The organism is Aeromonas sp. 159 (assembly GCF_963862045.1).
Taxonomy (GTDB): domain Bacteria; phylum Pseudomonadota; class Gammaproteobacteria; order Enterobacterales; family Aeromonadaceae; genus Aeromonas; species Aeromonas veronii.
The window spans coordinates 21,688-46,281 of the sequence record NZ_CAWLMI010000038.1 but is presented as its reverse complement, the minus strand read 5'-3'; the positions used below and the strand labels follow the sequence as shown (position 1 = coordinate 46,281).

The window sequence follows — 24,594 nt, the reverse complement described above, 5'->3', positions numbered from 1 at the left end:
TTAGTAGCAAGTTGAATCCGTATGGCGGCGACCATGGCAAAGTGACGTGTTGCTGTTGCACAGGAAAAATACGACACATCCGGATCGCCACCTATTCACTTACTTGAGTTGAGCCTGCAGGGCGGCATCCTTGGCCATCACCTCTTCGGCATTCTTCTGGCGTTCGGCCCGAACCTTGGCCGCCAGTTCATCATCGGCTACTGCCAGCATCTGGGCTGCCAGATAACCTGCGTTCTTGGCACCGGCTTTGCCGATCGCCACGGTCGCTACCGGTACACCACCCGGCATCTGCACGGTGGAGAGCAGCGCATCCAGCCCCTTGAGCGGACCACCATCGATGGGCACCCCGATCACGGGACGAGTCGTGATGCCGGCTACGGCACCCGCCAGATGCGCCGCCAGACCGGCAGCACAGATAAAGACCTTGCAGCCACGGGCCTCGGCATCGGTCACATACTGATGGGTCGCAGCCGGCGTGCGGTGCGCGGAGGTGACTTTGACTTCCACTGCGATATCAAATGACTTGAGCACCTCGAGGGTAGTCTGCATCACGGGGAAATCAGAATCAGAGCCCATCAATACGGCAACAAAGGGTTTATTCATGGTGGGAATTTCCTTACTCCAAGTGGGGGGTTGAAGTTCACCGAAAACGTTTCAATCCGGTTGCGGCGGCGGGATTATACCTGCTCACTTTGGTGGCCGCATTTCTTTTGCGGACAGACCCAACGCAGAGTTCCCCTCACTTTTTTCTCTACCATGATGCCCCAACCACACGCGGGACAAGGCATGGGGATCGGCTTGTCGTTCACCACATATTTGCAGTGTGGATAGCCATCACAGGAGTAAAACTGCTTGCCGTAGCGGGAGGTGCGGCTCACCAGATGACCCTTGCCGCACTCGGGGCAGAGGATCTGGGTATCATCGCTCTCCTGCAGGGATTCGATGTACTGACAGGTCGGATACTGGGTACAACCGACAAACAGACCGTAACGCCCCTTCTTTATCGCCAACGGCTCTCCGCAATCGGGACAGGCAGAGCCTTCGAGCACCTTTTCGATGTCGCGGCCGGATGGCGTCAGGGAGCGAATGTAATCACAGGCAGGATAGGCAGAACAGCCGAGAAAGGGGCCATGTTTGCCCTGGCGGATCACCAGCTCGGCCCCGCACTGCGGGCACGGCTCGCGCTCGAAGGCATGTTCGTGGGCTGAAAAGAGGTGATGATCGATTTTTGACATGGGCCGCGCCTTGAAATCCAGATGGCCTGAATTCTACCAGCGCGGCACCGGACTGTCAGTGAATGACGCCGTCTGACTCATCAAACACCAGCTCTTCCATCTGCTGGTAGGCATTTTCACTGCCCGGTACGTTGAACAGCACCATCATGACGACCCACTTCAGGTCATCCAGCTCGATATCCGGCTTGTCCAGCTCGAGCAGGCGCTCGATACAGATCTCGCGGGTTTCGGCATTCAGCACCTGGGCCTGTTCCAGAAAGAGCAGGAAGCCGCGGCACTCGGTGCTGAGGCGTGCCAGCTCTTGCGGAGCATAGATACGCATCGAGCCTTGCGCGCTGGCGGTGACATAAACCTCCCGCTCGCTATCGTGCAGATTGGCCAGTCGCTCCAGCCAGTCGAGTGCCTTGTCGATCTCTTCTTTATCGAAACCGGCCCGGCTCAACTCGTCGGTGAGCTCATCCTGCTCGACCATCACATCTGCATCGCTGTGGATGTAGGTCTCGAAAAGGTACATCAATACATCAAACATGATTCGCCCTCCTCGCTCTGACATATCCACCGGCTACCGCCATCACTGCACCGGCCAGCTCCAGCTCTACCAACCTGCCCAATACCACTTCGACAGGAAGCTGGGCACGCTCGGCAACGGTATCCACGCTCGTGGTCTCATAATCTACGTTATCCAACAAATCGGCATAAGGCAATTCGCTATTATGCGGTTGCTCAGATGGTATGACTGACGGATGTGGCCGTGCGACCCACTCTGGCAGCTCTTCCACTATATCGGCCGCACTCAGCACAAGTTTGGCCCCCTGCTGAATTAATCTGTTGCACCCTATCGCCTGGGCATTTTGCGGGGCGCCGGGTACCGCAAACACTTCGCGCCCCTGTTCAAGCGCATAACGGGCGGTGATCAGCGAACCGCTCTGCTCGGTCGCCTCCACCACCAGAGTTCCCAGCGACAGGCCACTGATAATACGGTTGCGACGAGGAAAATGTTCAGCCAGCGGCCCTTTATCCGGCGCCAGCTCGGAGATAAGCAAACCACCACTCTCCAGAATCTGGCCTGCCAGCCCCTGATGGCGTTTGGGGTAGAGGCAATCCAGCCCGGAACCCAACACGGCAAGGGTGATACCGCCACAAGCCAGCGCCTGCTGATGGCAGACACCATCGATACCGAGCGCAAGGCCCGAGGTGATAGCTAACCCGCATCCAACCAGCTCATTACAGAGGCGGGACGCATTATCTTTGCCTGCATAAGTAGGATGGCGTGTCCCCACCATTGCCAGCTGGGGTTGCGATAGCGCAGCAAGATCGCCACGACAGTAGAGCAACAGGGGTGCCGCGGGAATTTCCCGCAACAAGGGTGGATAAATCGGGTGATCTTGCGGAATAAGGAGATTGTCAGGCAAAGTGGCCCAAGCGAGGCTCTGCTCAACCACAGACGAGGGCCAGCGCAGTTGTTTGATCTGCTCTGACGACAACCCCATACCATGCAGTTGAGCTTCATCGCTCTGGAATAGGGCATCAATACTTCCCCCGGCCCGTTCCAACAGACGAGCAGCGGTCACCGGACCGATACCGGTGACCGCATCCAGAGTTAGCCAGAGCGCCAGACGCGCGTCGGGGTAGTTCACGTCAGAAGTGAGTGACCTGATAACCCGCACTCACCATGTCGTTACTCTGCATGATGAGACCGTAACTCAGCTTGTCATACACCTTGAACAACATGACACGGGCAATCGCTTCAGAGGGCAGTGGTGCCTTCTTGTTGTTGCTGTAAAACACCCGGTTAAAAACCGACGAGAGCTCCTTGTACTGTACATCGCCATTCTTGGTGACCAGAGCAGCTCCGGGCCGTCTGACATCCAGTACATCCCCGGCGACCAGTTGATCGCGGCCGCCCCGGTTGATCAGTACCACATCAAACTTGCCACCGCCCCGGGTCTTGTTCGGCAAATCGATGATATAGCCCGGTGTGATGGCAGGGGCCGCTTTCGGTGTGAAGACGGCGGGCATGTTCTCCTGAGCCGGCAGCGGCATCACCTTGTCGCCCTGCAGCACTTCGCGCTGATTATGAGTCAGAGTCACCTCGGTCCGATCGCCATCAAGACGCGCCACGGCCCGCACCACACCGGCAAAGATCGCCTCCTGGCCCAGCAGTTCACCGGTTTCGCGATCCTTGTAGACCACTCCGGGGTGATAAATGCCATAAACCTGCCCCGGTGTCAGGGAGCCCTGTACATAGAGGGTGTCCCCCTCCAGCATGCCGATATGTTTCTGATCCGACCCCAGCAGATAGGGCAGGGTTTTCTGCTGCTGGCTGTCAGCCAGAATATGGTCGGTTTGCAGGAAAGGGCCGATCTCGCTGATAGGTAGGGTCGGAATGGGGTTGGCTTTGTTCTCGTAACGGGTTTTCGGGCCGAGACGGATGACTTGCTTGCCACCCTGCATCGCCTTACCGAGCCGGGGTTCACCATTGACCCAGCTCAGATGCAGTACATCACCGGGGTAGATCCAGTGAGGATTGGCTATCTGCGGATTGATGTTCCAGAGACGGGGCCAGAGCCAGGGTTCGGAAAGATACTTGCCGGAGATATCCCACAGGGTGTCGCCTTTTTGCACTACATAACTATCGGGGTAACCCGCTTTCAGCCTGAGCTGATCGGCCAGTGCTGCCTGACTCACGGTCACCAGCAGGCAGGCGAGGATGGTTTGCTTCAGATACATAACACTCCCTGTTACTTCTGTACGCAAAGTGTTGCTGTTTTTTGTCGGCGTAAATGACTAGAATTACGCCAATATTGACTGCATTTATACGAAACTAAAGAAAAAACTATGGCCATTCTAGATGTATTGCGTTTTCCCGATGAGCGCCTGCGCACCGTTGCAGCCCCTGTCGAGACCTTTACACCCGAGTTACAACAGATTGTAGATGATATGTTCGAAACCATGTACGCGGAGGAAGGCATTGGCCTGGCCGCGACTCAGGTCGACATTCACCAGCGCATCATAGTGATCGATGTCTCTGAAAACCGTGAAGATCCTCTGGTATTGATCAATCCGGAGGTCATCGAGCAGTGCGGCAGCACCGGCATTGAAGAGGGTTGCCTCTCCGTGCCCGGCAGCCGTGCTCTGGTGCCTCGCGCTGAACAGATCAAAATCCGCGCCCTGGATCGCAACGGCAAGCCGTTCGAGCTGGAAGCCGACGATCTGCTCGCCATCTGCATCCAGCATGAGATGGATCATCTGGTCGGCAAGCTGTTTGTGGATTACTTGTCCCCGCTCAAGCGCCAGCGCATTCGCCAGAAGCTGGAAAAGATGGCCCGTGAAGATCGCAAAGTCCTCTGAGGATCTGCCCCATTGAATAAGCTGAAACTGATTTTTGCCGGTACTCCCGACTTCGCCGCCCGTCACCTGGCGGCGTTGTTGTCTTCCGACCACGAGGTCGTTGCCGTTTATACCCAGTCTGACAAGCCTGCTGGCCGTGGCCAGAAGCTCACCGCCAGCCCGGTCAAAGAGCTGGCACTGGCCCACAACCTGCCGGTTTACCAACCTGCCTCTCTGCGCAAGGAAGAGGCGCAAGCCGAGCTTGCTGCACTGGGCGCCGACCTGATGGTGGTGGTGGCCTATGGCCTGATCCTGCCTAAGGTGGTGCTCGATACCCCGCGGCTGGGCTGCATCAACGTCCATGGCTCCCTGCTGCCCCGCTGGCGCGGCGCCGCACCGATCCAGCGCTCCATCTGGGCGGGCGATGCCGAAACTGGCGTCACCATCATGCAGATGGATGTGGGGCTGGATACCGGCGCCATGATCCGCAAGGTAAGCTGCCCCATCGCCGCCGACGAGACCTCCGCCAGCCTCTATGACAAGCTGGCCGAGCTGGGCCCGCAGGCTCTGGTCGACACCATCAATGCCATGGCCGCCGGTGAAACCGCTGCCGAGGCGCAAGATGATGCGCTGGCCAGCTACGCCGAAAAACTCTCCAAGGAAGAGGCCCGCATCGACTGGTCGATGGAGGCTGTTGCCATCGAACGCTGCATCCGCTCGTTCAACCCCTGGCCCATCAGCTGGTTTGAAGTGGCTGACCAGACCGTCAAGGTATGGCAAGCCGCCGTCATTGACAGCGACCACAGCCAACCCGCCGGCACCCTGCTCAAGGCCGACAAGCAGGGGATCGATATCGCTACCGGCAAAGGGGTACTGCGCCTGCTGACCCTGCAACCGCCCGGCAAGAAGGCGATGTCCGTTTCGGATCTGCTCAACTCTCGCCGCGACTGGTTTGAACCCGGCACGCAATTGAATTGAACTGGATTGAATTGACACAAGCGGGGCCCAGGCCCCGACTTGCGCATCTAAGGTAACTCTATGAAAACACGTGCACAGGCCGCTCTCGTTATTCAACAGGTGCTGGATCAGGGTCAATCCCTCTCCGCTGTTCTGCCTGCTGCCCAGGAGAAGGTCGCACCCCGTGATCGCGCTCTCCTGCAAGAACTCTGCTACGGCACCCTGCGCTGGCTGCCCCGCCTCGATGCGGCAGTTAACGAGATGATGGACAAGCCGCTCAAGAACAAGAGCCGCATTTTCCACTACCTCATCTTGGTCGGTCTCTATCAGCTCATCTACACCCGCATTCCGGCTCACGCCGCGGTGGCCGAGACCGTCAACGCCGTCAAACTGCTCAAGGGCACCTCCCTGCGTGGCCTCATCAACGGCGTGCTGCGCAACTTCCAGCGCAGCGCCGAAGTCATTCTGCTGCGTATCGACCGTGTTCCCAGCATTCGCCTCGGTCATCCGGAGTGGCTCACCAAGCGCCTGCGTCAGGCCTATCACGATGAGTGGGAATTCATCATGGAGGCGAACAACCAGCGTCCCCCCATGTGGATCCGCAACAACAGCCAGCGCCAGAGCCGCGATGCCATGCTGGCTCGCATGGCCGAAGCCGGCATCAATGCCGTGGCCGGTGAAGAGGGCGAGGATTGCATCCTGCTGGAGCGTCCTTGCGATGTGACCAAGCTACCCGGCTTCGAGGTCGGTGACTGCTCGGTACAGGATGGTGCAGCACAACAAGCTGCGGCACTGCTCGACCCGCAACCGGGCGAGTGGGTGCTGGATGCCTGCGCGGCCCCCGGCGGCAAGACCGCCCACCTGCTGGAGCGTCAGCCCAAGCTGGCTGGCGTGGTTGCCGTCGATGCCGACGAAAACCGCCTCAAGCGGGTGCAGGAGAACCTGGATCGCATCGGCCTGACCGCCCAGGTGATCCATGGCGATGCGGCGGCGCCGGAACAGTGGTGGCCGGAGGGCCAGTTCGACCGCATTCTGCTGGATGCCCCCTGCTCCGCCACCGGCGTTATCCGTCGCCACCCCGACATCAAGTGGCTGCGCCGCGATCAGGACATTCGTGAGCTGGCCGAGCTGCAGCGCCGGATTCTCAATGCCCTCTGGGGCAAGCTGAAGAGCGGCGGCACCCTGCTCTACGCCACCTGCTCCGTCCTGCCGGAAGAGAACCGCGAACAGATCCGCGCCTTCCTTGCCGCGACCAAAGATGCCAAATTGGTGCCATTGCACGAACAGGACACCCCGGATTGCCCGGGTCGCCAGTTCCTGCCGGGTGAAGCCGAGATGGATGGCTTCTACTACGCCAAACTGGTCAAGCTCTGAGCCGGGCATGACAAACCTCATTCGGGAGAGCCGCCAGCTCCGTTCTGGCGCTCCCCTTTACAGCCTCAACGTGAGTAGACGTTCCCTATGAAAATCATCATTTTGGGAGCCGGCCAGGTCGGCGGCACTCTGGCCGAGAACCTGGCCGGAGAGAACAACGACATCACCATCGTCGATACCGACAGCGAGCGCCTGCGCGAACTGCAGGACAAGTTTGACCTGCGGGTGGTCAACGGCCATGGCGCTCACCCCAAGGTGCTGCGCGAAGCGGGGGCTCAGGATGCCGACATGCTGGTCGCCGTCACCAACAGTGACGAAACCAACATGATCGCCTGTCAGGTGGCCTACTCCCTGTTCAACACCCCGAACAAGGTGGCACGGATCCGCTCGCCGGCCTATCTGACCGAGCGGGATCGCCTGTTCCTGCCGGAATCGGTGCCGGTGGATCACCTGATCGCGCCGGAGCAGCTGGTGACCGACTATGTGCGTCGCCTGATCGAATACCCGGGCGCCCTGCAAGTGGTTGATTTTGCAGGTGGCCGCGTCGGTCTGGTGGCGGTCAAGGCCTACTACGGGGGCCCGCTGGTGGGTAACGCTCTCTCCACCTTGCGCGAGCACATGCCCAACATCGAAACCCGGGTAGCGGCCATCTTCCGTCAGGGCCGCCCGATCCGTCCGCAAGGTACCACCATCATCGAAGCGGATGACGAGGTCTTCTTCGTCGCCGCCGCAGGCCATATCCGTGCCGTGATGTCGGAGCTGCAGCGCCTAGAGAGCCCCTACCGCCGCATCATGATCGTCGGTGGTGGCAACATCGGCGCCGGCCTCGCCCGCCAGCTGGAGAAGCGCTACAGCGTGAAGCTTATCGAGCGCAACCAGAAGCGGGCGGAGCAGCTCTCCGAACTGCTGGAGAACACCATCGTCTTCTGCGGCGATGCGGCGGATCAGGAGCTACTGGCCGAGGAGCATATCGATCAAATCGACGTCTTCATCGCCGTGACCAACGAGGATGAGGCGAACATCATGTCGGCGCTGCTCGCCAAGAAGATGGGCGCCAAGAAGACCATGGTGCTGATCCAGCGCGGCGCCTACGTCGATCTGGTGCAGGGTGGCTCCATCGATATCGCCATCTCGCCCCAGCAAGCCACCATCTCGGCCCTGTTGACCCATGTGCGCCGAGCCGATATCGCCAACGTCTACAGTCTGCGCCGCGGCGCTGCCGAGGCGATCGAAGCGATTGCCCACGGTGACGAGAACACCTCCAAGGTGGTCGGCAAGACGGTGGGCGAGCTCAAGCTGCCGCCGGGCACCACTATCGGTGCCGTAGTGCGCGGGGATGAGGTACTGATCGCCCACGATCGCACCAAAATCCAGCAGGATGACCACGTGGTCATGTTCCTGGTGGACAAGAAGTACATCCCGGAAGTGGAGCGGCTGTTTCAGCCAAGCCCCTTCTTCCTGTAACGTCTTCATGCGCACAGGCTGTCAAACCAGACCCGGCTCAGCTCCCCCAAGGGGATGGTCCGGGTCTTTTGTTAATCAACGACCAGGTTATCGAACATGATCAAGCTGCGTCCCATTATCTTCACCCTCGGGCTGGTGCTCTCCAAGCTGGCGCTCTTCATGTGGCTGCCCACCTTGCTGGCACTGCTCACCGGCTCCGAGGGGTTTGTCGAGTTTCTCAAATCGGTGCTGATCACCCACGGCGCCGCCCTGCTCTGCCTCCATTACGGGCGCAAGGCAGAGTTTCATCTGGGGGTGCGGGAGATGTTCCTGCTCACCACCTCGGTCTGGGTGGTGGCCTGCGCCTTCGGCGCCCTGCCTTTTGTTTTCATCACCCACATCAACTTCACCGACGCCTACTTCGAGACCATGTCGGGGGTGACCACCACGGGCTCCACCGTGCTCTCCGGCCTCGACAACATGGCCCACAGCATCCTGTTGTGGCGTTCCATCCTGCAGTGGCTGGGCGGGGTCGGCTTTATCGTGATGGCGGTAGCCGTGCTGCCCTACCTCAACGTCGGAGGCATGAAGCTGTTCCAGACCGAGAGCTCGGACTGGTCAGACAAAAGCGCCCCGCGTGCCAAGACGGTCGCCAACAACATCGTCGTGGTCTATCTGGTACTCTCCATGCTCTGCTTCATGGCCTACTGGGCCAGCGGCATGAACATGTTCGAGGCGATCAACCACGCCATGACCACCCTCAGTACCGGCGGCTACTCCACCTCCGATCAATCCATGTCCCACTTCTCCAACTCGGCTCACTGGATTGGCACCCTGTTCATGTTCCTCGGCGGCCTGCCCTTCCTGCTCTATGTGCAGAGCCTCAACCACAGGGACAACAGCCTGTTCAAGGATGCCCAGGTGCGCGGCTTCTTCTGGCTGGTGGTCTGGGTCACCGTCATCATGACCTTCTATCTGTGGGAGAGAGATCTGTTCGGCTTCTGGGATGCCCTGCGCATCAGCTGCTTCAACATCGTCTCGGTGCTCACCACCACCGGCTACGGCCTTGGTGACTTCGGCACCTGGGGGCCGCTCGCCAGCATCGTCTTCATCGTGCTGCTGGCTCTTGGGGCCTGTTCAGGCTCCACTGCGGGTGGTCTCAAGATCTTCCGAGTACAGGTGGCATTCGCCCTGTTCAGAAAGCAGATGCGCCAACTGATGCACCCCTCTGCCGTGTTTCCGCAGAAGTACAACGGCCGGACGGTCAATGACGCCATCATCCGCTCGATGATCTCCTTCGTACTGGCCTACTTCGCCATCATTCTGGTGATAGCCGCACTGCTGGGCGCCATCGGGCTTGACCCCCTGACGGCCATCTCCAGCTCCATCACCGCCGTTGCCAACGTTGGCCCGGGCATGGGCCCGGTGGTCGGCCCCAGCACCAACTTTGCCAGCCTGCCGGAATCGGCCAAATGGCTGTTGTCATTCGGCATGCTGCTGGGACGACTGGAGATCCTGACGGTCGCCGTGCTCTTCTTCCCCTCCTTCTGGCGCCAGTAATCCCTTACTGCAAGCCAGCAAAAAGCCGCAGCGGCCACCCGCTGCGGCTTTCTTATCTCACCCATCCCCACGACCTTCGCTCAACGCTCATCAGCCCCATTACCGGATGGCCTGAACGAGCTCATCAGGATGGACAGAGCGGATCACAGGCATAAAAAAACGGACCCAAACCAGAGGTTTGGGTCCGTTTATCAGTGAACCATCAGCGGCCGCAAGGGCTGCCGAGACTCAGCACATGGCATTAACCACGGCCAGAGCGCTTGCGATCCAGCTCGGTCAGCAATTTCTTGCGGATACGGATGTTCTTCGGAGTCACTTCTACCAGTTCGTCGTTATCGATGAACTCGAGAGCCTGTTCCAGAGTCATGCGGATCGGCGGAGTCAGCACTTGAGCTTCGTCGGTACCGGAGGCACGCATGTTGGTCAGCTGCTTGCCTTTCAGGCAGTTAACAGTCAGGTCGTTGGAACGGGAGTGAATACCGATCACCTGGCCTTCGTACACTTCGGTCGCGTGACCGATGAACAGACGACCGCGGTCTTGCAGACCAAACAGGGCGTAGGTCAGTGCTTTACCGGTAGCGTTGGAGATCAGCACGCCGTTCTGACGCTCGCCGATGCTGCCACCCTTGTGCGGACCGTAGTGGTCGAAGGTGTGGTACAGCAGACCGGTACCTGAAGTCATGGTCATGAACTCGGTCTGGAAGCCGATCAGGCCACGGCTCGGGATCATGAAGTCCAGGCGGACACGACCCTTACCATCCGGGGTCATGTTGGTCATTTCGCCTTTACGCAGACCCAGTTGCTCCATCACGGAACCCTGGTGCGCTTCTTCAACGTCCACAGTTACAGTTTCGAACGGTTCTTGCAGAACGCCATCAACGGTACGCAGGATTACTTCCGGACGGGACACAGCCAGTTCGTAACCTTCGCGACGCATGTTCTCGATCAGGATGGAGAGGTGCAGCTCACCACGACCGGATACACGGAACTTGTCCGGATCATCGGTCTCTTCCACGCGCAGGGCCACGTTGTGGACCAGCTCCTGGTTCAGACGCTCCAGAATATTACGGGAGGTCACGAACTTGCCCTCTTTACCGGCAAACGGTGAGGTGTTGACCTGGAAGGTCATGTTCACGGTCGGCTCGTCAACGGAGAGCGGCGGCAGGGCTTCAACGGCACCGTTATCACAGATGGTGTCGGAGATTTTCAGCTCGCCCAGACCGGTGATAGCAATGATGTCACCCGCTTGCGCGTCGGTAACTTCAGTACGGGACAGACCCAGGTAACCCAGCACCTGACCGACTTTACCGTTACGGGTCTTGCCGTCGGCACCAACGATGGTGACTTGCTGGTTGGTCTTGACGCGACCACGGGTGATACGTCCGATACCGATAACACCCACGTAGGAGTTGTAGTCCAGCTGGGAGATCTGCATCTGGAAACCACCTTCGGCATCAGCCTTCGGCGCTTCAACGTTGTCAACGATAGCCTGGAACAGCGGCTCCATGTTCTCGGACTCGACGTCCTGATCCATGGTGGCCCAACCGTTCAGTGCAGAGGCGTAAACAACTTTGAAATCCAGCTGTTCGTCAGTCGCGCCCAGGTTGTCGAACAGGTCGAATACCTGATCCATTACCCAGTCAGGACGAGCACCCGGACGGTCAACCTTGTTGATGACCACGATCGGCTTCAGACCCTGAGCGAACGCTTTCTGGGTCACGAAACGGGTTTGCGGCATCGGGCCGTCTACGGCGTCAACCAGCAGCAGCACGGAGTCAACCATGGACAGTACGCGCTCTACTTCACCACCGAAGTCGGCGTGACCCGGGGTATCAACGATGTTGATGCGGTAGTCATTCCAGCGGATCGCAGTGTTCTTGGCGAGAATGGTGATGCCACGTTCCCGTTCCAGATCATTGGAGTCCATGATCCGTTCCTGGCCTTCCGTGGAGCGGTCCAGGGTGCCGGACTGCTGCAGCAGCTTATCAACCAGAGTCGTTTTGCCGTGGTCAACGTGCGCAATAATCGCAATATTGCGTAAATTCTCTAACATTCTCGCCTCAATCACCGGGTAAAATTGGGCGCTAATTGTACTCTTGCCTTTGTGATCTGCCTAGCAGAATTGCAGTACATTCGCGCATAACAACAGATCTGGATCATAGACCTCTCTGACAAACCCTGCTTAGATGGGCGGTGACCGTATTTCGCGCACCATTACAGTGCACCAAAACGATCCACCATCGCACTAAATTGATGCAACGCGAGTCGAGATCGCCTGATTTTGGGGAGCCTCTTCAGCAAGATTGCCCTGAAATCAAGCTGTCACAAACTTGGCACGATACTGGCTTATGTGAATACGACGACGCATTCACCCAGAGAGTTTTAACACCGGAGGTTACTTAGCATGTCAGCCCAGAACGTTTTGGCCCTGATCCAGGAACACGAAGTCAAGTTTGTTGATCTGCGCTTTACCGACACCAAGGGTAAAGAGCAGCATGTATCCATCCCTGCTCACCAGGTTGATGAAGATTTCTTCGAAGACGGCAAGATGTTCGATGGTTCCTCCATCGGCGGCTGGAAGGGCATCAACGAATCCGACATGGTGCTGATGCCGGACGCAGCCTCCGCCAAGCTGGACCCGTTCACCGAAGAGACCACCCTGAACATCGTTTGTGACGTGCTGGAGCCTGCCACCATGCAGGGCTACGATCGCGATCCGCGCTCCATCGCCAAACGTGCAGAAGATTTCCTGAAGTCCAGCGGCATCGCTGACACCGTGCTGTTCGGGCCGGAGCCGGAATTCTTCATGTTCGACAACATTACTTTCTCCAACACCATGGGCCACAGCTTCGTGAAAATCGAATCTGAAGAAGCCGCATGGAACTCCGGCACTGCCTATGAGCATGGCAACAAGGGTCACCGTCCGTTCGTGAAAGGTGGTTACTTCCCGGTTGCACCGGTCGACTCTTCCCAGGATATCCGCGCCGCCATGTGTCTGGTGCTGGAAGAGATGGGCCAGGTCGTTGAAGCTCACCACCACGAAGTGGCCACTGCCGGTCAGAACGAGATCGCTACCCGCTTCAACACTCTTACGCTGAAAGCTGACGAAGTACAGGTACTGAAGTACGTGATCCACAACGTGGCTCACGCCTACAACAAGACCGTCACCTTCATGCCGAAACCCATGTTCGGTGACAACGGCTCCGGCATGCACTGCCACCAGTCTCTGGCCAAGAACGGCGTCAACCTGTTCGCTGGCGACCTGTATGGCGGTCTGTCCGAGATGGCTCTTCACTACATCGGCGGTATCATCAAGCACGCCAAGGCCATCAACGCCTTCGCCAACCCGACCACCAACTCCTACAAGCGTCTGGTTCCGGGTTATGAAGCACCGGTCATGCTGGCCTACTCTGCCCGCAACCGCTCTGCCTCCATCCGTATCCCGGTGGTACCGAGCCCGAAAGCCCGTCGTATCGAAGTGCGCTTCCCGGATCCGGCTGCCAACCCGTACCTGGCCTTCGCTGCCCAGCTGATGGCCGGTCTGGACGGTATCATCAACAAGATCCATCCGGGCGATGCCATGGACAAGAACTTGTATGACCTGCCGCCGGAAGAAGCCGCAGAAGTGCCGACCGTTGCCGGTTCTCTGGACGAAGCCCTGGCCGCTCTGGATGCTGACCGCGAGTTCCTGACACGTGGCGGCGTGTTCAGCGATGACTTCATCAACTCCTATCTGGAACTGAAACAGCAGGATGTTGACCGTGTGCGCATGACTCCGCACCCGCTGGAATTCGAACTGTACTACTCCGTCTAAGGCTCAGCAGACTGGCCGTTTAAATCTGGTCAGCTTGCTTAATCGTGACAAAACCCGCCATCTGGCGGGTTTTTTCTCTGATAGGATTAAGCAAAATACCGTCAAGGAGAGATGGATGAACAACAAGCATGGCATAGGGGTGCTCAGCCTCCTGTTGCTGACCTCGTTCGCTGCGGACGCGGCCAAGGTCTACTCCTGGGTCGATGGCAATGGCATCACCCACTACTCGGATGCGCCCCCCCCCGGCAAAAACGCCAAAGAGGTCGATCTGCGGGTCGCCCCGCTGCTGGGCAGCAGCGCGCCCAGATCGGTGCAGGTGGATAACTTCAATAGCCTGACCGGCGCCGATGCCAAGAAAGAGAAAGAGGCGGCCAAGCTGACCATCGAACTGCTCTCCCCGGAACAGGGCAGCACCCTGCGCGACAACACAGGCAACATCGTCTTTCAGGGCACCATCAGCCCCAAACCTCCGACCCAGTATGATGTGCGCCTGACTCTGGATGGCAAAGCCGCCCCCATCGTCAGTAACAGCCTCTCTGTCCGCGTCGAAAACGTCGATCGCGGCGCCCACGAGGCTCAGCTCGAGCTGCTCGCCAAAGACGGTACGATCCTTGCTAAATCCAGTGCAGTCACCTTTTACCTGCATAGAGCGAGCGTGACGCCGGCTCCCAAACCCACCCCCAAAGCCGACCAGGGGTGATATAGCGCACCGATGCGGGTAAACTCTATGCACCATATCGGTGCATAACAGGTGTGTAGCACCGTTTTAGGGAGAAACCTGTGCCAACCCGCTCGGACAACGCCAAAACACTCTTGGATAATTTGCTGACAGCCGTGATCCTGATGGATGAGCGGCTCTGCATCCAGTTCGTCAACCCGGCGGCTGAACAGCTGCTCTCCCTCAGTGAACGCAGGCTGATCGGCATCGAACTGCCCCATCTGCTGGAACATATCTCCCTCGATTTGCAGCGGCTCAAGCAGTGCCTCGTGTCAGGGCAAGGCTTTACCGATAGCGAAGTGACTCTGGTGGTAGAGGGAGAACCGCGACTGGTGGAGCTGAGCGCCACCCCGATGGCCGACCACGAACAGCGTCTGCTGGTGGTGGAGCTGCGCAAGATCGACCAGCAGAAGAAGATCAGTCAGGAGCAGCAGCAACATGCCCAACAGCTGGCGGCCAAGGAGCTGGTGCGCGGGCTGGCCCACGAAATCAAGAATCCCCTCGGCGGCCTGCGCGGCGCGGCGCAGCTGCTGCAAAAAGAGCTGCCGGATCCGGCGCTGCGCGAATATACCGGCATCATCATCGAACAGGCCGACCGGCTGCGGGTACTGGTCGATCGGCTGCTCGGCCCCCAGCGCCCCGGCCGTCACCAGATGCACAATGTCCATTCGGTGCTGGAGCAGGTACGCCGACTGGTGGAGCTCGAACTCCCTCCCTCTGTTCACATCGAGCGGGATTACGACCCCAGCATCCCCGAATTCGAGATGGAGCCGGATCAGCTGCAGCAGGCGTTTCTCAACATAGTGCGCAATGCCGCCGAAGCACTGGGCGATCAGACCGGGCTTATCCGCATCAAGACCCGCACCGCGTTCCAGATCACCATCCACGGCCAGCGTTACCGGCTGGCAGCGGAGATCAAGATCATCGACAACGGCCCCGGCATTCCCGATGCCATTCGCGACACCCTGTTCTACCCGATGATCACCGGCAAGGAGGGGGGCACCGGGCTCGGCCTCTCCATCGCCCAGAACCTGATCGACCAGCACAAGGGGCGGATCGACTGCATCAGCTGGCCGGGTCACACCGAATTCACCATTTTTCTACCGCTTCGCAAGTAAGGGAACCCCATGACCGCCAAAGTGTGGATCGTCGATGACGACAGTTCTATCCGCTGGGTGCTGGAGCGCACTCTCGGCAGCGAAGGCTTCAACTGCGAGAGCTTTGCCGATGGCGAAGCCCTGCTGCACGCCCTTGAGCTGCGCTCGCCCGATGTCATCCTCTCCGATATCCGGATGCCGGGCATCGACGGCCTGAGCCTGCTGGAGCAGATCCACCGCCGTCAGGCCGATCTGCCCATCATCATCATGACCGCCCACTCGGATCTCGATAGCGCGGTTAACGCCTACCAGCGTGGCGCCTTCGAGTACCTGCCTAAACCGTTCGACATCGACGAAGCCGTGACCCTGGTGCGCCGCGCCGAGAATCACCTCAAGGAGCAGCGCACCAAGCGCAAGTCTCGTCAGCAAGAAGCCACCGCCACTCCCGAAATCATCGGTGAGGCACCGGCGATGCAGGAGGTGTTCCGCGCCATCGGTCGCCTGTCACGCTCCAGCATCTCGGTGCTGATCAACGGTCAGAGCGGTACCGGCAAGGAGCTGGTCGCCCACGCCCTGCACAAGCACAGCCCGCGCGCACACAAGAACTTTATCGCCCTCAACATGGCGGCTATCCCGAAAGATCTCATCGAATCGGAACTGTTCGGTCACGAGAAGGGGGCTTTCACCGGCGCCAACAACATCCGCCACGGCCGCTTCGAGCAGGCCGACGGCGGCACCCTGTTTCTCGACGAGATCGGCGACATGCCGCTGGATGTGCAAACCCGGCTGCTGCGTGTCTTGGCCGATGGCCAGTTCTATCGAGTCGGCGGCCACCAGCCGGTGCAGGTGGATGTACGGATCATCGCAGCCACCCACCAGAATCTGGAGAAGCGGGTCGCCGATGGCGAGTTTCGCGAGGATCTGTTCCACCGCCTCAACGTCATCCGAATCCACATCCCCGCCCTCAAGGAGCGCCGTGAGGATATCCCCCAGCTGGCCCGTCACTTCCTGCTGCGCGCAGCCAAAGAGCTGAACGTCGAGGCCAAGAGCCTGCACCCCGATACCCAGGCCTATATCAGCCGCCTGCCCTGGCCGGGCAACGTGCGCCAGCTGGAGAACGTCTGTCGCTGGCTCACCGTGATGGCATCCGGTCAGGAAGTGCTGGTCGGCGACCTGCCTGCCGAGCTGCTCACCCCCATCACCCACAACGCCGAACCGGGCCAACCGGCGTTGCCCGGTTGCTGGCAGCAACAGTTGCAAGAGTGGGTGGCCAGCAAGTTGGCGCTGGGAGAGACAGACATCCTGGCAGATGCCATGCCCCAGTTCGAGCGGATCATGCTGGAGACGGCGCTGGAACACACCCACGGCCACAAACAGGAAGCAGCGCGCCTGCTTGGCTGGGGTCGCAACACCCTGACCCGCAAGCTGAAGGAACTCGATCTCTCCTGAGTCCCCGGGAAAAACGATTCCCATCACGCCCTGACAAATCACCGCCCGCCAGAACCCCGTTTAACCATAAACGGGGTATCTTTTTTGAAAGCCCCGCCTAGAATGGCAGGCTTTCAAACCTGACTCGACGAGGGCGCCCCTATGATTGACAGATCTCTCCCCCTGACCGACCTGCACCGCCATCTGGACGGCAACATCCGCCCGCAAACCATCCTCGAGCTGGGTCGCCAACACAACATTCAGTTGCCCGCCTTCGAGCTGGAAGCGCTGCGTCCCCACGTACAGATAGTCGAGAACGAGCCGAGTCTGGTTGCCTTCCTGAAGAAGCTGGACTGGGGCGTGGCCGTGCTGGCCGACTATGACGCCTGCCACCGGGTTGCCTACGAGAACGTGGAAGACCTGCTGCGCGCCGGTATCGACTATGCCGAGCTGCGCTTCAGCCCGGCCTATATGGCGATGACCCACAAGCTGCACCCGCAAGGCGTGGTGGAAGCCATCATCGACGGCGTGGCCGCGGGCAGCCGTGACTTCGGCATCAAGGCCAACCTGATCGGCATCATGAGCCGCACCTTCGGCACCGAGCAGTGCAATCAGGAGCTGGCCGCCTGTCTGGCCCACCGCGACAAGCTGGTCGCCATCGATCTGGCCGGTGACGAGCTGGGCTTCCCGGGGGAACTCTTTGTCGACCACTTCCGCAAGGTGCGCGATGCAGGCATGCGCGTCACCGTACACGCCGGTGAAGCCGCTGGCCCCGAGAGCATGTGGCAAGCAATTCGCGAGCTGGGCGCCGAGCGTATCGGCCACGGCGTCAAAGCGATTCAGGACCCGGCCCTGATGGCCTATCTGGCCGAGCACCGCATCGGCATCGAATCCTGCCTCACCTCCAACGTCCAGACCACCACGGTGGCGAGCCTGACCGAACACCCGATCCGCCAGTTCCTGGCCGCCGGCGTGCTGGCCTGCCTCAACACCGACGATCCGGCGGTGGAAGGGATCGACCTGCCGCACGAATATGAGGTGGCCGCTCCGGCTGCTGGTATGACCGCCAGCGAGATCCGCACCGCCCAGCAGAACGGCCTGACCCTGGCCTTCCTGAGCGATAGCGAGAAAGCCGAGCTGAGCGCCCGCGCCGCCAGCCGCTGATCCACATCGGCAGTGCAAATAGAAACGGCCCACTTCGGTGGGCCGTTTCTATTTGCCTGTTACATGGTCAGACATAAAACCAAAAGCCTCACATGACGAATTCGTCAATGAAAAACCATTATAAACAATGAGTTGAGCAATACTCCAAACACCCTCATTCTAATTGCGTAACCGTGAGGTTACTTCTTACAAAGAGGTTTTTTGATGGATATTACACCAGATATTGTTGGGCACTTCCGCGCTTCGTTTTTCGGTCAATTCGGTAAGGAAGATACATACCCTACCGAGAAAGTTATCTTCGCCTTGCAAGAAGCGAGCTATGAGACAGGGGGTAGCCGTTGGGGGGAATATGGATCGCAGACATTAAAACAACGGGGGATGTTTTATCTCGCAGCTCATATATTGACTCAACCAACCAGTGCAGATCTAAAAACAACCAGCTTTGGCCAGCAATACCAAAAACTCAGAAGACGAGTGGGAATGGGAGCCATCGCCTGTTAACAAAGTTAAATGGCAAAAGGCCCAAACCGGGTTTGGACCTTTTGCGGATGGCGATGCAGGGGAAAACTACTCCCGCTCCTTGTCACGCTCCAGCGCCCGCTCAACCAACGGCTCGGGCAGGCTCTTGGTCACCTCAACCCCCAGCTCTCGGAAACGCTCGACCTGCGCAATCAGGTTGCCACGGCCGTTGACCAGCCGTCCCATTGCCTTGTCGTAGCTCTCCTGCGCCTTGTGCAGGCTGCCGCCCATCTGCTGCATCTCCTCCACAAACAGCCGCAGCTTTTCGTAGAGACGACCGGCCCGCTCGGCAATCTGGCGGGCATTCTGGTTCTGCCGCTCGTAGCGCCACAGATTCTCGATGGTGCGCAGCGCCACCATCAGGTTGGTGGGGCTCACCAGCAGGATGTTGTTGTCGAGACCGTAACGCACCAGCGAGGGATCGGCCTCCATCGCGGTGAGGAAGGCGGGCTCCACCGCTACGAACATCAGCACATAGTCGAGGGTGCGCACCCCGGGTAGCTGCTGGTAATCCTTGCGACCCAGCTCGCGGATATGGTTGCGCACCGAGGCGACATGCTCCTTGAGCGCCACCGCCTTCTCCAGCTCGTCATCGGCGTTGTACCAGCGTTCGTAGGCGGTCAGCGACACCTTGGCGTCGATGATGATGTCTTTCTCTTGTGGCAGGTGGACAATCACGTCGGGCTGGTAGCGCTTGCCCTTCTCCACCTCGATATTGACCTGGGTGTGGTACTCGTGACCTTCGCGCAAGCCGCACTCGCTGAGGATCCGTGCCAGCACCACTTCCCCCCAATTGCCCTGCTGCTTGCTGTCACCCTTGAGGGCGCGGGTCAGCGCCGCCGCCTCCTCGGTCATGCGGGCATTGAGCTCGGCGAGGCGCTCCAGCTCGAACTTGAGGCTGTGGCGCTGAGCCGTCTCTTGGGCGTGAGTCTCCCCCACCTGACGGCGAAAGCCCTCGAGCTGCTCTTTGAGCGGGGTGAGCAGCAGATCGAGGCTGTTCTGGTTCAATTCGCGGAAGTTGCCGGAGTTTTGCTCGAAGATCCGGTTGGCGAGGTTCTCGAACTGCTGGCTGAGGCGCTGCTCTGCCTCCTGTTGCAGTTGCAGCTTCTCGGCGGCGGCCAGCCGTTCGCTGCGCAGGGTCGCTTCCGCATCCTTGAGGCGGGCGGTGAGCTTGATCAGCAGGGTCTGCTGCTGATCCAGCTTCTGCTGGCCCTGCATCCGCTCATCCTGCAACTCGTCGAAGCGATCCTGCAGTGCCTGATAACGCTCCTGCGCCAGCATCAGCTCCTGAGCCTGCGCCGTGGCTGCTCGCCGCCCGATCAGCCAGCCAAGCCCGAGGGCCAGCACGGCGGCGGGCAGCAAGATCCCCCAGAGCCCGGGGTCGATCATTTGCGGCTCCGCTGACGCAGGAAGAGTTCGAGATAGCGGTTAACCAGGATCCAGAGCACCACGTAGATGAGGTAGGCGGCCAGCACCACCCACTTGTGGGTGTTGACGCCGGTATCAAGCTCGGCGAACTCGATATCCTTGATGCGGCAGTAGGCCAACATCAGCAGGGGAAAGACATAGAGCAAGGACGCACGCCAGAGAAATAGCCACATATGTTTTCATTCAACCACGTAATAAGACCCGCCTAGCTTACACAAGGGCAACTGCGCTTGCGATCCTGACGGCCGCTATTCTCTGGCCTGCTTCCCGAAACTTCGATAAAATTAACCCCTAATAGGTATCAGGGGCGAGCATGACTCACTATTTCCTCCGTTGGCTGACACAAGGTTGGCAAGCTTCCCGCAAGCCCGCCGTGGTTTGCCATGAAGCGCGCCCGCCGTGGGCCATCGAGGAGTCCCAGTACCTCTCCCTCTGCACCCGCTGTGGCGAGTGTTTCAAGGCCTGCCCGCGTGGTCTGCTCAAACCGGCCACCCAGGAGGAGTACGAGGGGAGCCCCATCGCCGGTACCCCGGTGCTCGATCTCGCCTGCGGCCAGTGCAGCTACTGCGGCAGCTGCGCCAGAGCCTGTCCCACCGGCGCCCTCGACCTGCAACTGGGTCGGCAGGTGCAGACCCGGGTGCAGATTGAAGAGAGCTGTCAGGCACGGCAGGGCTTCTACTGCCTGCTCTGTGAAGATGCCTGTCCCCAGCAGGCGATCAAGGCCACGGCCGACGGCATCAACGTCAATATGGATGCCTGCAATGGCTGCGGTGCCTGCGGCCTCGCCTGCCTGCACGGCGCCATCACCCTGATCCGCCAGCCGGGCAGTCGCTAAAAACCTCCCGCGTACAAAAGCAAAAGGGGCCATCAGGCCCCTTTCACATCTAGTTCGATATTCCACGCCCCGTCAGGCCATGGTCACAATAGTCTCTTGCTCGATACCCAGCAGGTGGCAGAGACGGTTAGGATCACGCACCGCATCAGCCAGAGTGTACTCACCCAGCACTTCGAGGAAGGCGTTCATGGCGCGCGGCGCAGAATGCCCTGAATGCGGCAGCCGCCGGAGAGACGGCAGTTCTCACGCTTGCAATCGACCGGACAGAGCACATGCTCCATGTCCATCACCACATCCCGCAAATTGATGGAGACCGCAGAGCGACCGAGGCGGATGCCACCGTGCTTGCCGCGTACCGTTTCGATGTACCCCTTGATGCCAAGCTGGTGCACAATTTTGACCACGTGGTTGCGAGAGATGCCGAAGGTATCGGCCACTTCGGTAATGGTCGACAGACGATCCCCCGGCTGAACCGCCAGGAAGGTCAGGGTACGCAGGGCGTAGTCGGTAAATCGTGTCAGTTGCATGGTCGCACTTGCCTCTTACTACAAGCCAGGAATCAGGACGACAACATTGAGCTAAGAGGCAGGAGACAACCGGTTTGCCTCTGTTTGCCCATTGGTTCGCCAGAGGGGGGCCTGTCTCTTAATCTGAGTTGCGGAGTGACAGGTTAAGAGCAGCACAACCGGGTGTCGATGAAGATGCACATAAATCGACACTTTCTTTGATTGATCGCAAACTTGCCGGGTTAGCCCGGCGTTTACCCGCTTTATGGCGGGTAAATCTCCCGAATAGTCCTCCTCACCAAGCCCCTTCGACCAGCAGCCATATGGCCCGCAAACCGACCCTCAATCGACAGTCAAGGAGGTGGTTCAGTGGGGTTGTTTCAGCCAGTTTTTCAGGGCGACCGAGGGAATGGAGCTCTCGGAGGCGACGGCAAACGCGCCCCAGTCCACCGCGCACTGCAACGCATCCTTGATCGCCATACCCCGCGCCAATCCGTGTATCAATCCGCCGGCGAAAGCATCCCCCGCCCCCGTGGTATCGACCACAGATACTGGCCGGGCGGCGACCCGGATCTGCTCCTCACCATGGATGGCAACCGCCCCCGCCTTGCCTTCGGTCAGCACCAGCCATTCGAGCTGCTCCCCCGCCAGCTGGCGGGCATGTTGCCAGGGGTCGCTCACCTCACCGAGATCGGAGCGGGAGGCCACCAGCACATGACAGGGGCGGCGCGCTTGGCCGCCCTTGGGATACTGGGCCACCACGAAGCTCTTGCCGAGCATCTGGCGCATGTAGCTGATGATGGCGGTGCCGGGATAGTTCACATAGAGGCAGTCGATCCCCTCCAGCGGCAGATCGCCGGGCAGGTCGGGACGCCGCGGCCGGCGCAGTATGGTGCGCTCGCCGGTGGAGTCCACCAGGATCAGCAGCTCGCCGGTCTCGCCGCCAAAGCGCTCCACATGGCTGCAATCCAGCCCGTAACCGGCCGCCTGCTCCAGCAGCCAGTCGCCGGTCTCGTCCAGCCCGATACGGGAGGCGATGGTCACCTCGTGACCCGCCCACACCAGCCCGATGCCGGTGTTGGCCGCGCCGCCCCCCAGCCTGCGCCCCTGATCCACATATTGCAGCCGGGCCCCCGCCACCAGCGGTTCGGAGAGGGAGAGCACATGATCACAGTTGAGATTGGCAAGCAGCAGAATGCGGGACATAGAGACCTCGGACGATGGAGATAGCCCAAAAGAGACAGGCTGAACCCCGAGTAGAGCCCAGCCTGACTGAAGAGACAACCGGCAGCGATCGGGAATCCGATCGGGATCAATAGATGGGCAGCTCCACCCCGGCCAGCAGCTCGTCGATGCGTGCCTGACTCGGCTGCTGCATCACGCTCTGGATCACCTCTTTGGTGAGGTGAGGCGAGAAGGAGCTGATAAAGTCATACATGTAGTTCTGCAGCAATATGCTCTTGCTGAAACAGATCTGCGCCGGGCAGGGCTTGAACAGGTGCTCCAGATTGATGGAGACCAGCCCGGGGCTGTCGGTGTCGTTGGCCACCAGCGAGGAGATGATGCCGATGCCAAAGCCCAGCTCCACGTAGCGTTTGATCACCCCGGCGTCCATCACCGTCATGTAGTAGCTCGGGGTGAGACCGGCGGCATGGAATACCTCGTCCTGCACCTGACGACCGGTGGCGCCGCTCTCGTAGCTGAGGATGGGGTAGTGGCAGAGCTGCTCCAGGGTCGGCTTCTTCACCTTGGCCAGCGGGTGATCCTGCGGCACCACCAGCGAGAGGGTCCAGAGGTAGGCGGGCAGCGCGATCAGCTCCTTGTCGAAGCCAATCTCGTGGGCAACGATGGAAAAATCGGAGTAACCCTTGCTGATCTGCTCCTTGCTCGCCGACATCACCGGATGAAGGTGAAACGAGATCTTGGGGTACTTCTTGGTGAAGTAGGTGACCGACTTAGGCAACAGGTAGCGGGCGATGGTGTGGGTGGTGTGAATATTGAGGGTGCCCACAGTCGGATCCAGATACTCGCGGGAGATCGCCTTGATCTTGCTCTCGATATTGAGCATCGCCTCGGCACACTTGATGATCTCTTCCCCCACCGGCGTAATGCGGTGCAGGTGCTTGCCACGGCGCTCGAAAATCCGCACCCCCAGCTCGCTCTCCAGCAGGCCAATCTGTTTGCTGACCCCCGGCTGGCTGGTGAAGAGCGCATCGGAAGCCACGGACACATTGAGGTTGTGGTCCCGGATCGCGATCAAATACTTCAATTGCTGTAGTTTCAAGGCTTCACCCTCTCAAGCTGGTGCGGCGATCACGCCAGACAAACAGGCCGCCACAAAGGGCGGCCAGTGTACCATCCGATCCCGACATCTCAGCGCTTGATCCTTCATTTTGCTACAAAATCTAGCATCCGAAGGGGTGGCTGACAAACCGGGCTCAGGCCGCGCCAGCCCGCAGCGGCAGGATCCCCAGAAACTGCAGCAGCCACTGCATCATGGTCGCCGAATCCACCTCCCCCTCCAGCGAGGAGAGGCTGCTCTGGTAACGCTCGTCGGGCAGCAGGCCACGGCGCCGTTCGATCAGCGCCCGGTTGTACTCCACCGAGAACTCGGGGTGCCCCTGAATGGCCACTATGTTGTTCCCCTGCAAGAACATGAAGTTGGGACAAAAATCGTTGCCCGCCAGTCGGGTCGCCCCCGGCGGCAGCAGGGCCACCTGATCCTGATGACTGGCCAGAATGCGGATCTGATCCCGCGCTGGCGCCATCCAGGGCTCATCTGCCAGCATGGGATGCACCGACACTCCCAGCCCCCATCCCTTGGTGGACTTCACCACCTCTCCGCCCAGCGCCTGGGCGATCACCTGATGACCGAAGCAGACACCGGCCAGCTTGACGTCGGCATCGTGCGCCTGGCGGATCCACGCCCGCAGTGCCTGAATCCAGGGGATATCGCTATAGGCGTCGTGGCGCGAGCCGGTGATGAGCCAGGCATCGCACTCGTGCAGATCCTCCGGCAATTCCCCATCAAGAGCCGACCAGACCAGAAATTCCAGTTCGGGGGCCAGGGCCGCAAAGCCCCTGATAAACATCTCGGAGTAAACGGGGCCAAAACGATCCGCCAGATCGGGATCGAGCCGGTCACAATCGAGAATTCCCAATCGCATCTGTTGTTCCTTTACAGAG

23 protein-coding genes and 1 pseudogene are annotated in these 24,594 nt (G+C 59.7%); 12 read left to right on the top strand and 12 right to left on the bottom strand.

Features of this window, described 5'->3' with window-relative positions:
- Positions 1-99: 99 nt before the first annotated feature.
- The 5 genes from purE to AACR14_RS08010 form a co-directional block, all read right to left on the bottom strand.
- On the bottom strand, positions 100-603 hold the full coding sequence (gene purE / locus AACR14_RS08030) for a 5-(carboxyamino)imidazole ribonucleotide mutase (RefSeq protein WP_005339704.1): 504 nt from the start codon (positions 601-603) through the stop codon (positions 100-102).
- 74 nt (positions 604-677) lie between these two features.
- Complete coding sequence (locus AACR14_RS08025) at positions 678-1,235, bottom strand: DNA topoisomerase family protein (protein WP_019445778.1); 558 nt, start codon at positions 1,233-1,235, stop codon at positions 678-680.
- Between the two features lie 55 nt (positions 1,236-1,290).
- Positions 1,291-1,764, bottom strand: coding sequence for a DUF494 family protein (locus AACR14_RS08020; RefSeq protein ID WP_005339699.1), 474 nt, complete (start codon positions 1,762-1,764; stop codon positions 1,291-1,293).
- Positions 1,757-2,872 (bottom strand): DNA-processing protein DprA, encoded by a 1,116-nt coding sequence (gene dprA, locus AACR14_RS08015; protein ID WP_019445777.1) that lies wholly within the window; start codon positions 2,870-2,872, stop codon positions 1,757-1,759. Before dprA ends, AACR14_RS08020 begins: the two co-directional genes overlap by 8 nt.
- 1 nt (position 2,873) lies before the next feature.
- The gene (locus tag AACR14_RS08010; protein ID WP_019445776.1) at positions 2,874-3,965 is read right to left on the bottom strand and encodes a LysM peptidoglycan-binding domain-containing protein; all 1,092 of its coding nucleotides are present in this window, start codon (positions 3,963-3,965) and stop codon (positions 2,874-2,876) included.
- A 108-nt stretch (positions 3,966-4,073) separates the two neighbouring features.
- Between AACR14_RS08010 and def the strand changes: the two genes are divergently transcribed.
- The 5 genes from def to AACR14_RS07985 all read left to right on the top strand — a co-directional run bounded on the left by def (position 4,074) and on the right by AACR14_RS07985 (position 9,899).
- Positions 4,074-4,586 (top strand): peptide deformylase, encoded by a 513-nt coding sequence (gene def, locus AACR14_RS08005; protein ID WP_005357510.1) that lies wholly within the window; start codon positions 4,074-4,076, stop codon positions 4,584-4,586.
- Positions 4,587-4,598: 12 nt separating this feature from the next.
- Positions 4,599-5,543 (top strand): methionyl-tRNA formyltransferase, encoded by a 945-nt coding sequence (gene fmt, locus AACR14_RS08000; protein WP_019445775.1) that lies wholly within the window; start codon positions 4,599-4,601, stop codon positions 5,541-5,543.
- 60 nt (positions 5,544-5,603) lie between these two features.
- On the top strand, positions 5,604-6,896 hold the full coding sequence (gene rsmB / locus AACR14_RS07995) for a 16S rRNA (cytosine(967)-C(5))-methyltransferase RsmB (protein WP_019445774.1): 1,293 nt from the start codon (positions 5,604-5,606) through the stop codon (positions 6,894-6,896).
- Between the two features lie 87 nt (positions 6,897-6,983).
- Positions 6,984-8,360, top strand: coding sequence for a Trk system potassium transporter TrkA (gene trkA, locus AACR14_RS07990; protein WP_005339689.1), 1,377 nt, complete (start codon positions 6,984-6,986; stop codon positions 8,358-8,360).
- 96 nt (positions 8,361-8,456) lie between these two features.
- Positions 8,457-9,899 carry a TrkH family potassium uptake protein gene (locus AACR14_RS07985; protein WP_005341967.1) on the top strand — a complete coding sequence of 481 codons (1,443 nt, stop codon included), beginning with the start codon at positions 8,457-8,459 and terminating at the stop codon, positions 9,897-9,899.
- A 241-nt stretch (positions 9,900-10,140) separates the two neighbouring features.
- Here the strand turns inward: AACR14_RS07985 and typA are convergent, their stop codons facing one another.
- Positions 10,141-11,952: a translational GTPase TypA gene (gene typA / locus AACR14_RS07980; protein ID WP_005339679.1), complete on the bottom strand. Its 1,812-nt coding sequence runs from the start codon at positions 11,950-11,952 to the stop codon at positions 10,141-10,143.
- 351 nt (positions 11,953-12,303) lie between these two features.
- On the opposite strand from typA, the gene glnA reads away from it, so the two are divergent.
- From glnA to AACR14_RS07950, 6 genes are all read left to right on the top strand, one after another.
- Entirely contained in the window at positions 12,304-13,713 is a 1,410-nt protein-coding gene (gene glnA, locus AACR14_RS07975; protein ID WP_005339672.1) for a glutamate--ammonia ligase, read from the top strand.
- 115 nt (positions 13,714-13,828) lie between these two features.
- Positions 13,829-14,413, top strand: a complete 585-nt coding sequence (locus tag AACR14_RS07970) for a DUF4124 domain-containing protein (protein ID WP_019445773.1) — start codon at positions 13,829-13,831, stop codon at positions 14,411-14,413.
- A gap of 80 nt (positions 14,414-14,493) precedes the next feature.
- A complete protein-coding gene (gene glnL / locus AACR14_RS07965; protein WP_019445772.1) occupies positions 14,494-15,549 on the top strand; it encodes a nitrogen regulation protein NR(II) in 1,056 nt (351 codons plus the stop codon).
- Between the two features lie 9 nt (positions 15,550-15,558).
- Positions 15,559-16,977, top strand: a complete 1,419-nt coding sequence (gene glnG / locus AACR14_RS07960; RefSeq protein WP_005339666.1) for a nitrogen regulation protein NR(I) — start codon at positions 15,559-15,561, stop codon at positions 16,975-16,977.
- 141 nt (positions 16,978-17,118) lie between these two features.
- Positions 17,119-18,120, top strand: a complete 1,002-nt coding sequence (gene add, locus AACR14_RS07955; RefSeq protein WP_019445771.1) for an adenosine deaminase — start codon at positions 17,119-17,121, stop codon at positions 18,118-18,120.
- 204 nt (positions 18,121-18,324) lie between these two features.
- A complete protein-coding gene (locus AACR14_RS07950) occupies positions 18,325-18,621 on the top strand; it encodes a DUF4054 domain-containing protein (protein ID WP_019445770.1) in 297 nt (98 codons plus the stop codon).
- Between the two features lie 66 nt (positions 18,622-18,687).
- On the opposite strand, the gene rmuC is transcribed toward AACR14_RS07950, so the two are convergent.
- Both rmuC and AACR14_RS07940 read right to left on the bottom strand, forming a co-directional pair.
- Entirely contained in the window at positions 18,688-20,028 is a 1,341-nt protein-coding gene (gene rmuC, locus AACR14_RS07945; RefSeq protein WP_019445769.1) for a DNA recombination protein RmuC, read from the bottom strand.
- On the bottom strand, positions 20,025-20,240 hold the full coding sequence (locus tag AACR14_RS07940) for a hypothetical protein (RefSeq protein ID WP_019445768.1): 216 nt from the start codon (positions 20,238-20,240) through the stop codon (positions 20,025-20,027). Before AACR14_RS07940 ends, rmuC begins: the two co-directional genes overlap by 4 nt.
- A 140-nt stretch (positions 20,241-20,380) precedes the next feature.
- On the opposite strand from AACR14_RS07940, the gene AACR14_RS07935 reads away from it, so the two are divergent.
- Complete coding sequence (locus AACR14_RS07935) at positions 20,381-20,902, top strand: ferredoxin-type protein NapF (RefSeq protein WP_005339657.1); 522 nt, start codon at positions 20,381-20,383, stop codon at positions 20,900-20,902.
- 72 nt (positions 20,903-20,974) lie between these two features.
- Here AACR14_RS07935 and AACR14_RS07930 read toward each other — a convergent pair.
- The 4 genes and pseudogenes from AACR14_RS07930 to AACR14_RS07915 all read right to left on the bottom strand — a co-directional run bounded on the left by AACR14_RS07930 (position 20,975) and on the right by AACR14_RS07915 (position 24,575).
- Positions 20,975-21,429 (bottom strand): annotated as a pseudogene (locus tag AACR14_RS07930) (Rrf2 family transcriptional regulator).
- A gap of 345 nt (positions 21,430-21,774) precedes the next feature.
- The gene (locus AACR14_RS07925; RefSeq protein ID WP_019445767.1) at positions 21,775-22,614 is read right to left on the bottom strand and encodes a PfkB family carbohydrate kinase; all 840 of its coding nucleotides are present in this window, start codon (positions 22,612-22,614) and stop codon (positions 21,775-21,777) included.
- 106 nt (positions 22,615-22,720) lie between these two features.
- Positions 22,721-23,692 carry a LysR substrate-binding domain-containing protein gene (locus AACR14_RS07920; protein ID WP_005356189.1) on the bottom strand — a complete coding sequence of 324 codons (972 nt, stop codon included), beginning with the start codon at positions 23,690-23,692 and terminating at the stop codon, positions 22,721-22,723.
- A 154-nt stretch (positions 23,693-23,846) separates the two neighbouring features.
- Positions 23,847-24,575, bottom strand: coding sequence for a glutamine amidotransferase-related protein (locus AACR14_RS07915; protein WP_019445765.1), 729 nt, complete (start codon positions 24,573-24,575; stop codon positions 23,847-23,849).
- Positions 24,576-24,594 lie beyond the last annotated feature (19 nt).

What these genes read in the sequence shown, in the direction of transcription:
- purE (WP_005339704.1), bottom strand. Translation starts at nt 603, where the DNA reads ATGAATAAACCCTTTGTTGCCGTATTGATGGGCTCTGATTCTGATTTC.
- AACR14_RS08025 (WP_019445778.1), bottom strand. Translation starts at nt 1,235, where the DNA reads ATGTCAAAAATCGATCATCACCTCTTTTCAGCCCACGAACATGCCTTC.
- AACR14_RS08020 (WP_005339699.1), bottom strand. Translation starts at nt 1,764, where the DNA reads ATGTTTGATGTATTGATGTACCTTTTCGAGACCTACATCCACAGCGAT.
- AACR14_RS08010 (WP_019445776.1), bottom strand. Translation starts at nt 3,965, where the DNA reads ATGTATCTGAAGCAAACCATCCTCGCCTGCCTGCTGGTGACCGTGAGT.
- def (WP_005357510.1), top strand. Translation starts at nt 4,074, where the DNA reads ATGGCCATTCTAGATGTATTGCGTTTTCCCGATGAGCGCCTGCGCACC.
- rsmB (WP_019445774.1), top strand. Translation starts at nt 5,604, where the DNA reads ATGAAAACACGTGCACAGGCCGCTCTCGTTATTCAACAGGTGCTGGAT.
- trkA (WP_005339689.1), top strand. Translation starts at nt 6,984, where the DNA reads ATGAAAATCATCATTTTGGGAGCCGGCCAGGTCGGCGGCACTCTGGCC.
- AACR14_RS07985 (WP_005341967.1), top strand. Translation starts at nt 8,457, where the DNA reads ATGATCAAGCTGCGTCCCATTATCTTCACCCTCGGGCTGGTGCTCTCC.
- typA (WP_005339679.1), bottom strand. Translation starts at nt 11,952, where the DNA reads ATGTTAGAGAATTTACGCAATATTGCGATTATTGCGCACGTTGACCAC.
- glnA (WP_005339672.1), top strand. Translation starts at nt 12,304, where the DNA reads ATGTCAGCCCAGAACGTTTTGGCCCTGATCCAGGAACACGAAGTCAAG.
- AACR14_RS07970 (WP_019445773.1), top strand. Translation starts at nt 13,829, where the DNA reads ATGAACAACAAGCATGGCATAGGGGTGCTCAGCCTCCTGTTGCTGACC.
- glnG (WP_005339666.1), top strand. Translation starts at nt 15,559, where the DNA reads ATGACCGCCAAAGTGTGGATCGTCGATGACGACAGTTCTATCCGCTGG.
- add (WP_019445771.1), top strand. Translation starts at nt 17,119, where the DNA reads ATGATTGACAGATCTCTCCCCCTGACCGACCTGCACCGCCATCTGGAC.
- AACR14_RS07950 (WP_019445770.1), top strand. Translation starts at nt 18,325, where the DNA reads ATGGATATTACACCAGATATTGTTGGGCACTTCCGCGCTTCGTTTTTC.
- rmuC (WP_019445769.1), bottom strand. Translation starts at nt 20,028, where the DNA reads ATGATCGACCCCGGGCTCTGGGGGATCTTGCTGCCCGCCGCCGTGCTG.
- AACR14_RS07940 (WP_019445768.1), bottom strand. Translation starts at nt 20,240, where the DNA reads ATGTGGCTATTTCTCTGGCGTGCGTCCTTGCTCTATGTCTTTCCCCTG.
- AACR14_RS07935 (WP_005339657.1), top strand. Translation starts at nt 20,381, where the DNA reads ATGACTCACTATTTCCTCCGTTGGCTGACACAAGGTTGGCAAGCTTCC.
- AACR14_RS07925 (WP_019445767.1), bottom strand. Translation starts at nt 22,614, where the DNA reads ATGTCCCGCATTCTGCTGCTTGCCAATCTCAACTGTGATCATGTGCTC.
- AACR14_RS07915 (WP_019445765.1), bottom strand. Translation starts at nt 24,575, where the DNA reads ATGCGATTGGGAATTCTCGATTGTGACCGGCTCGATCCCGATCTGGCG.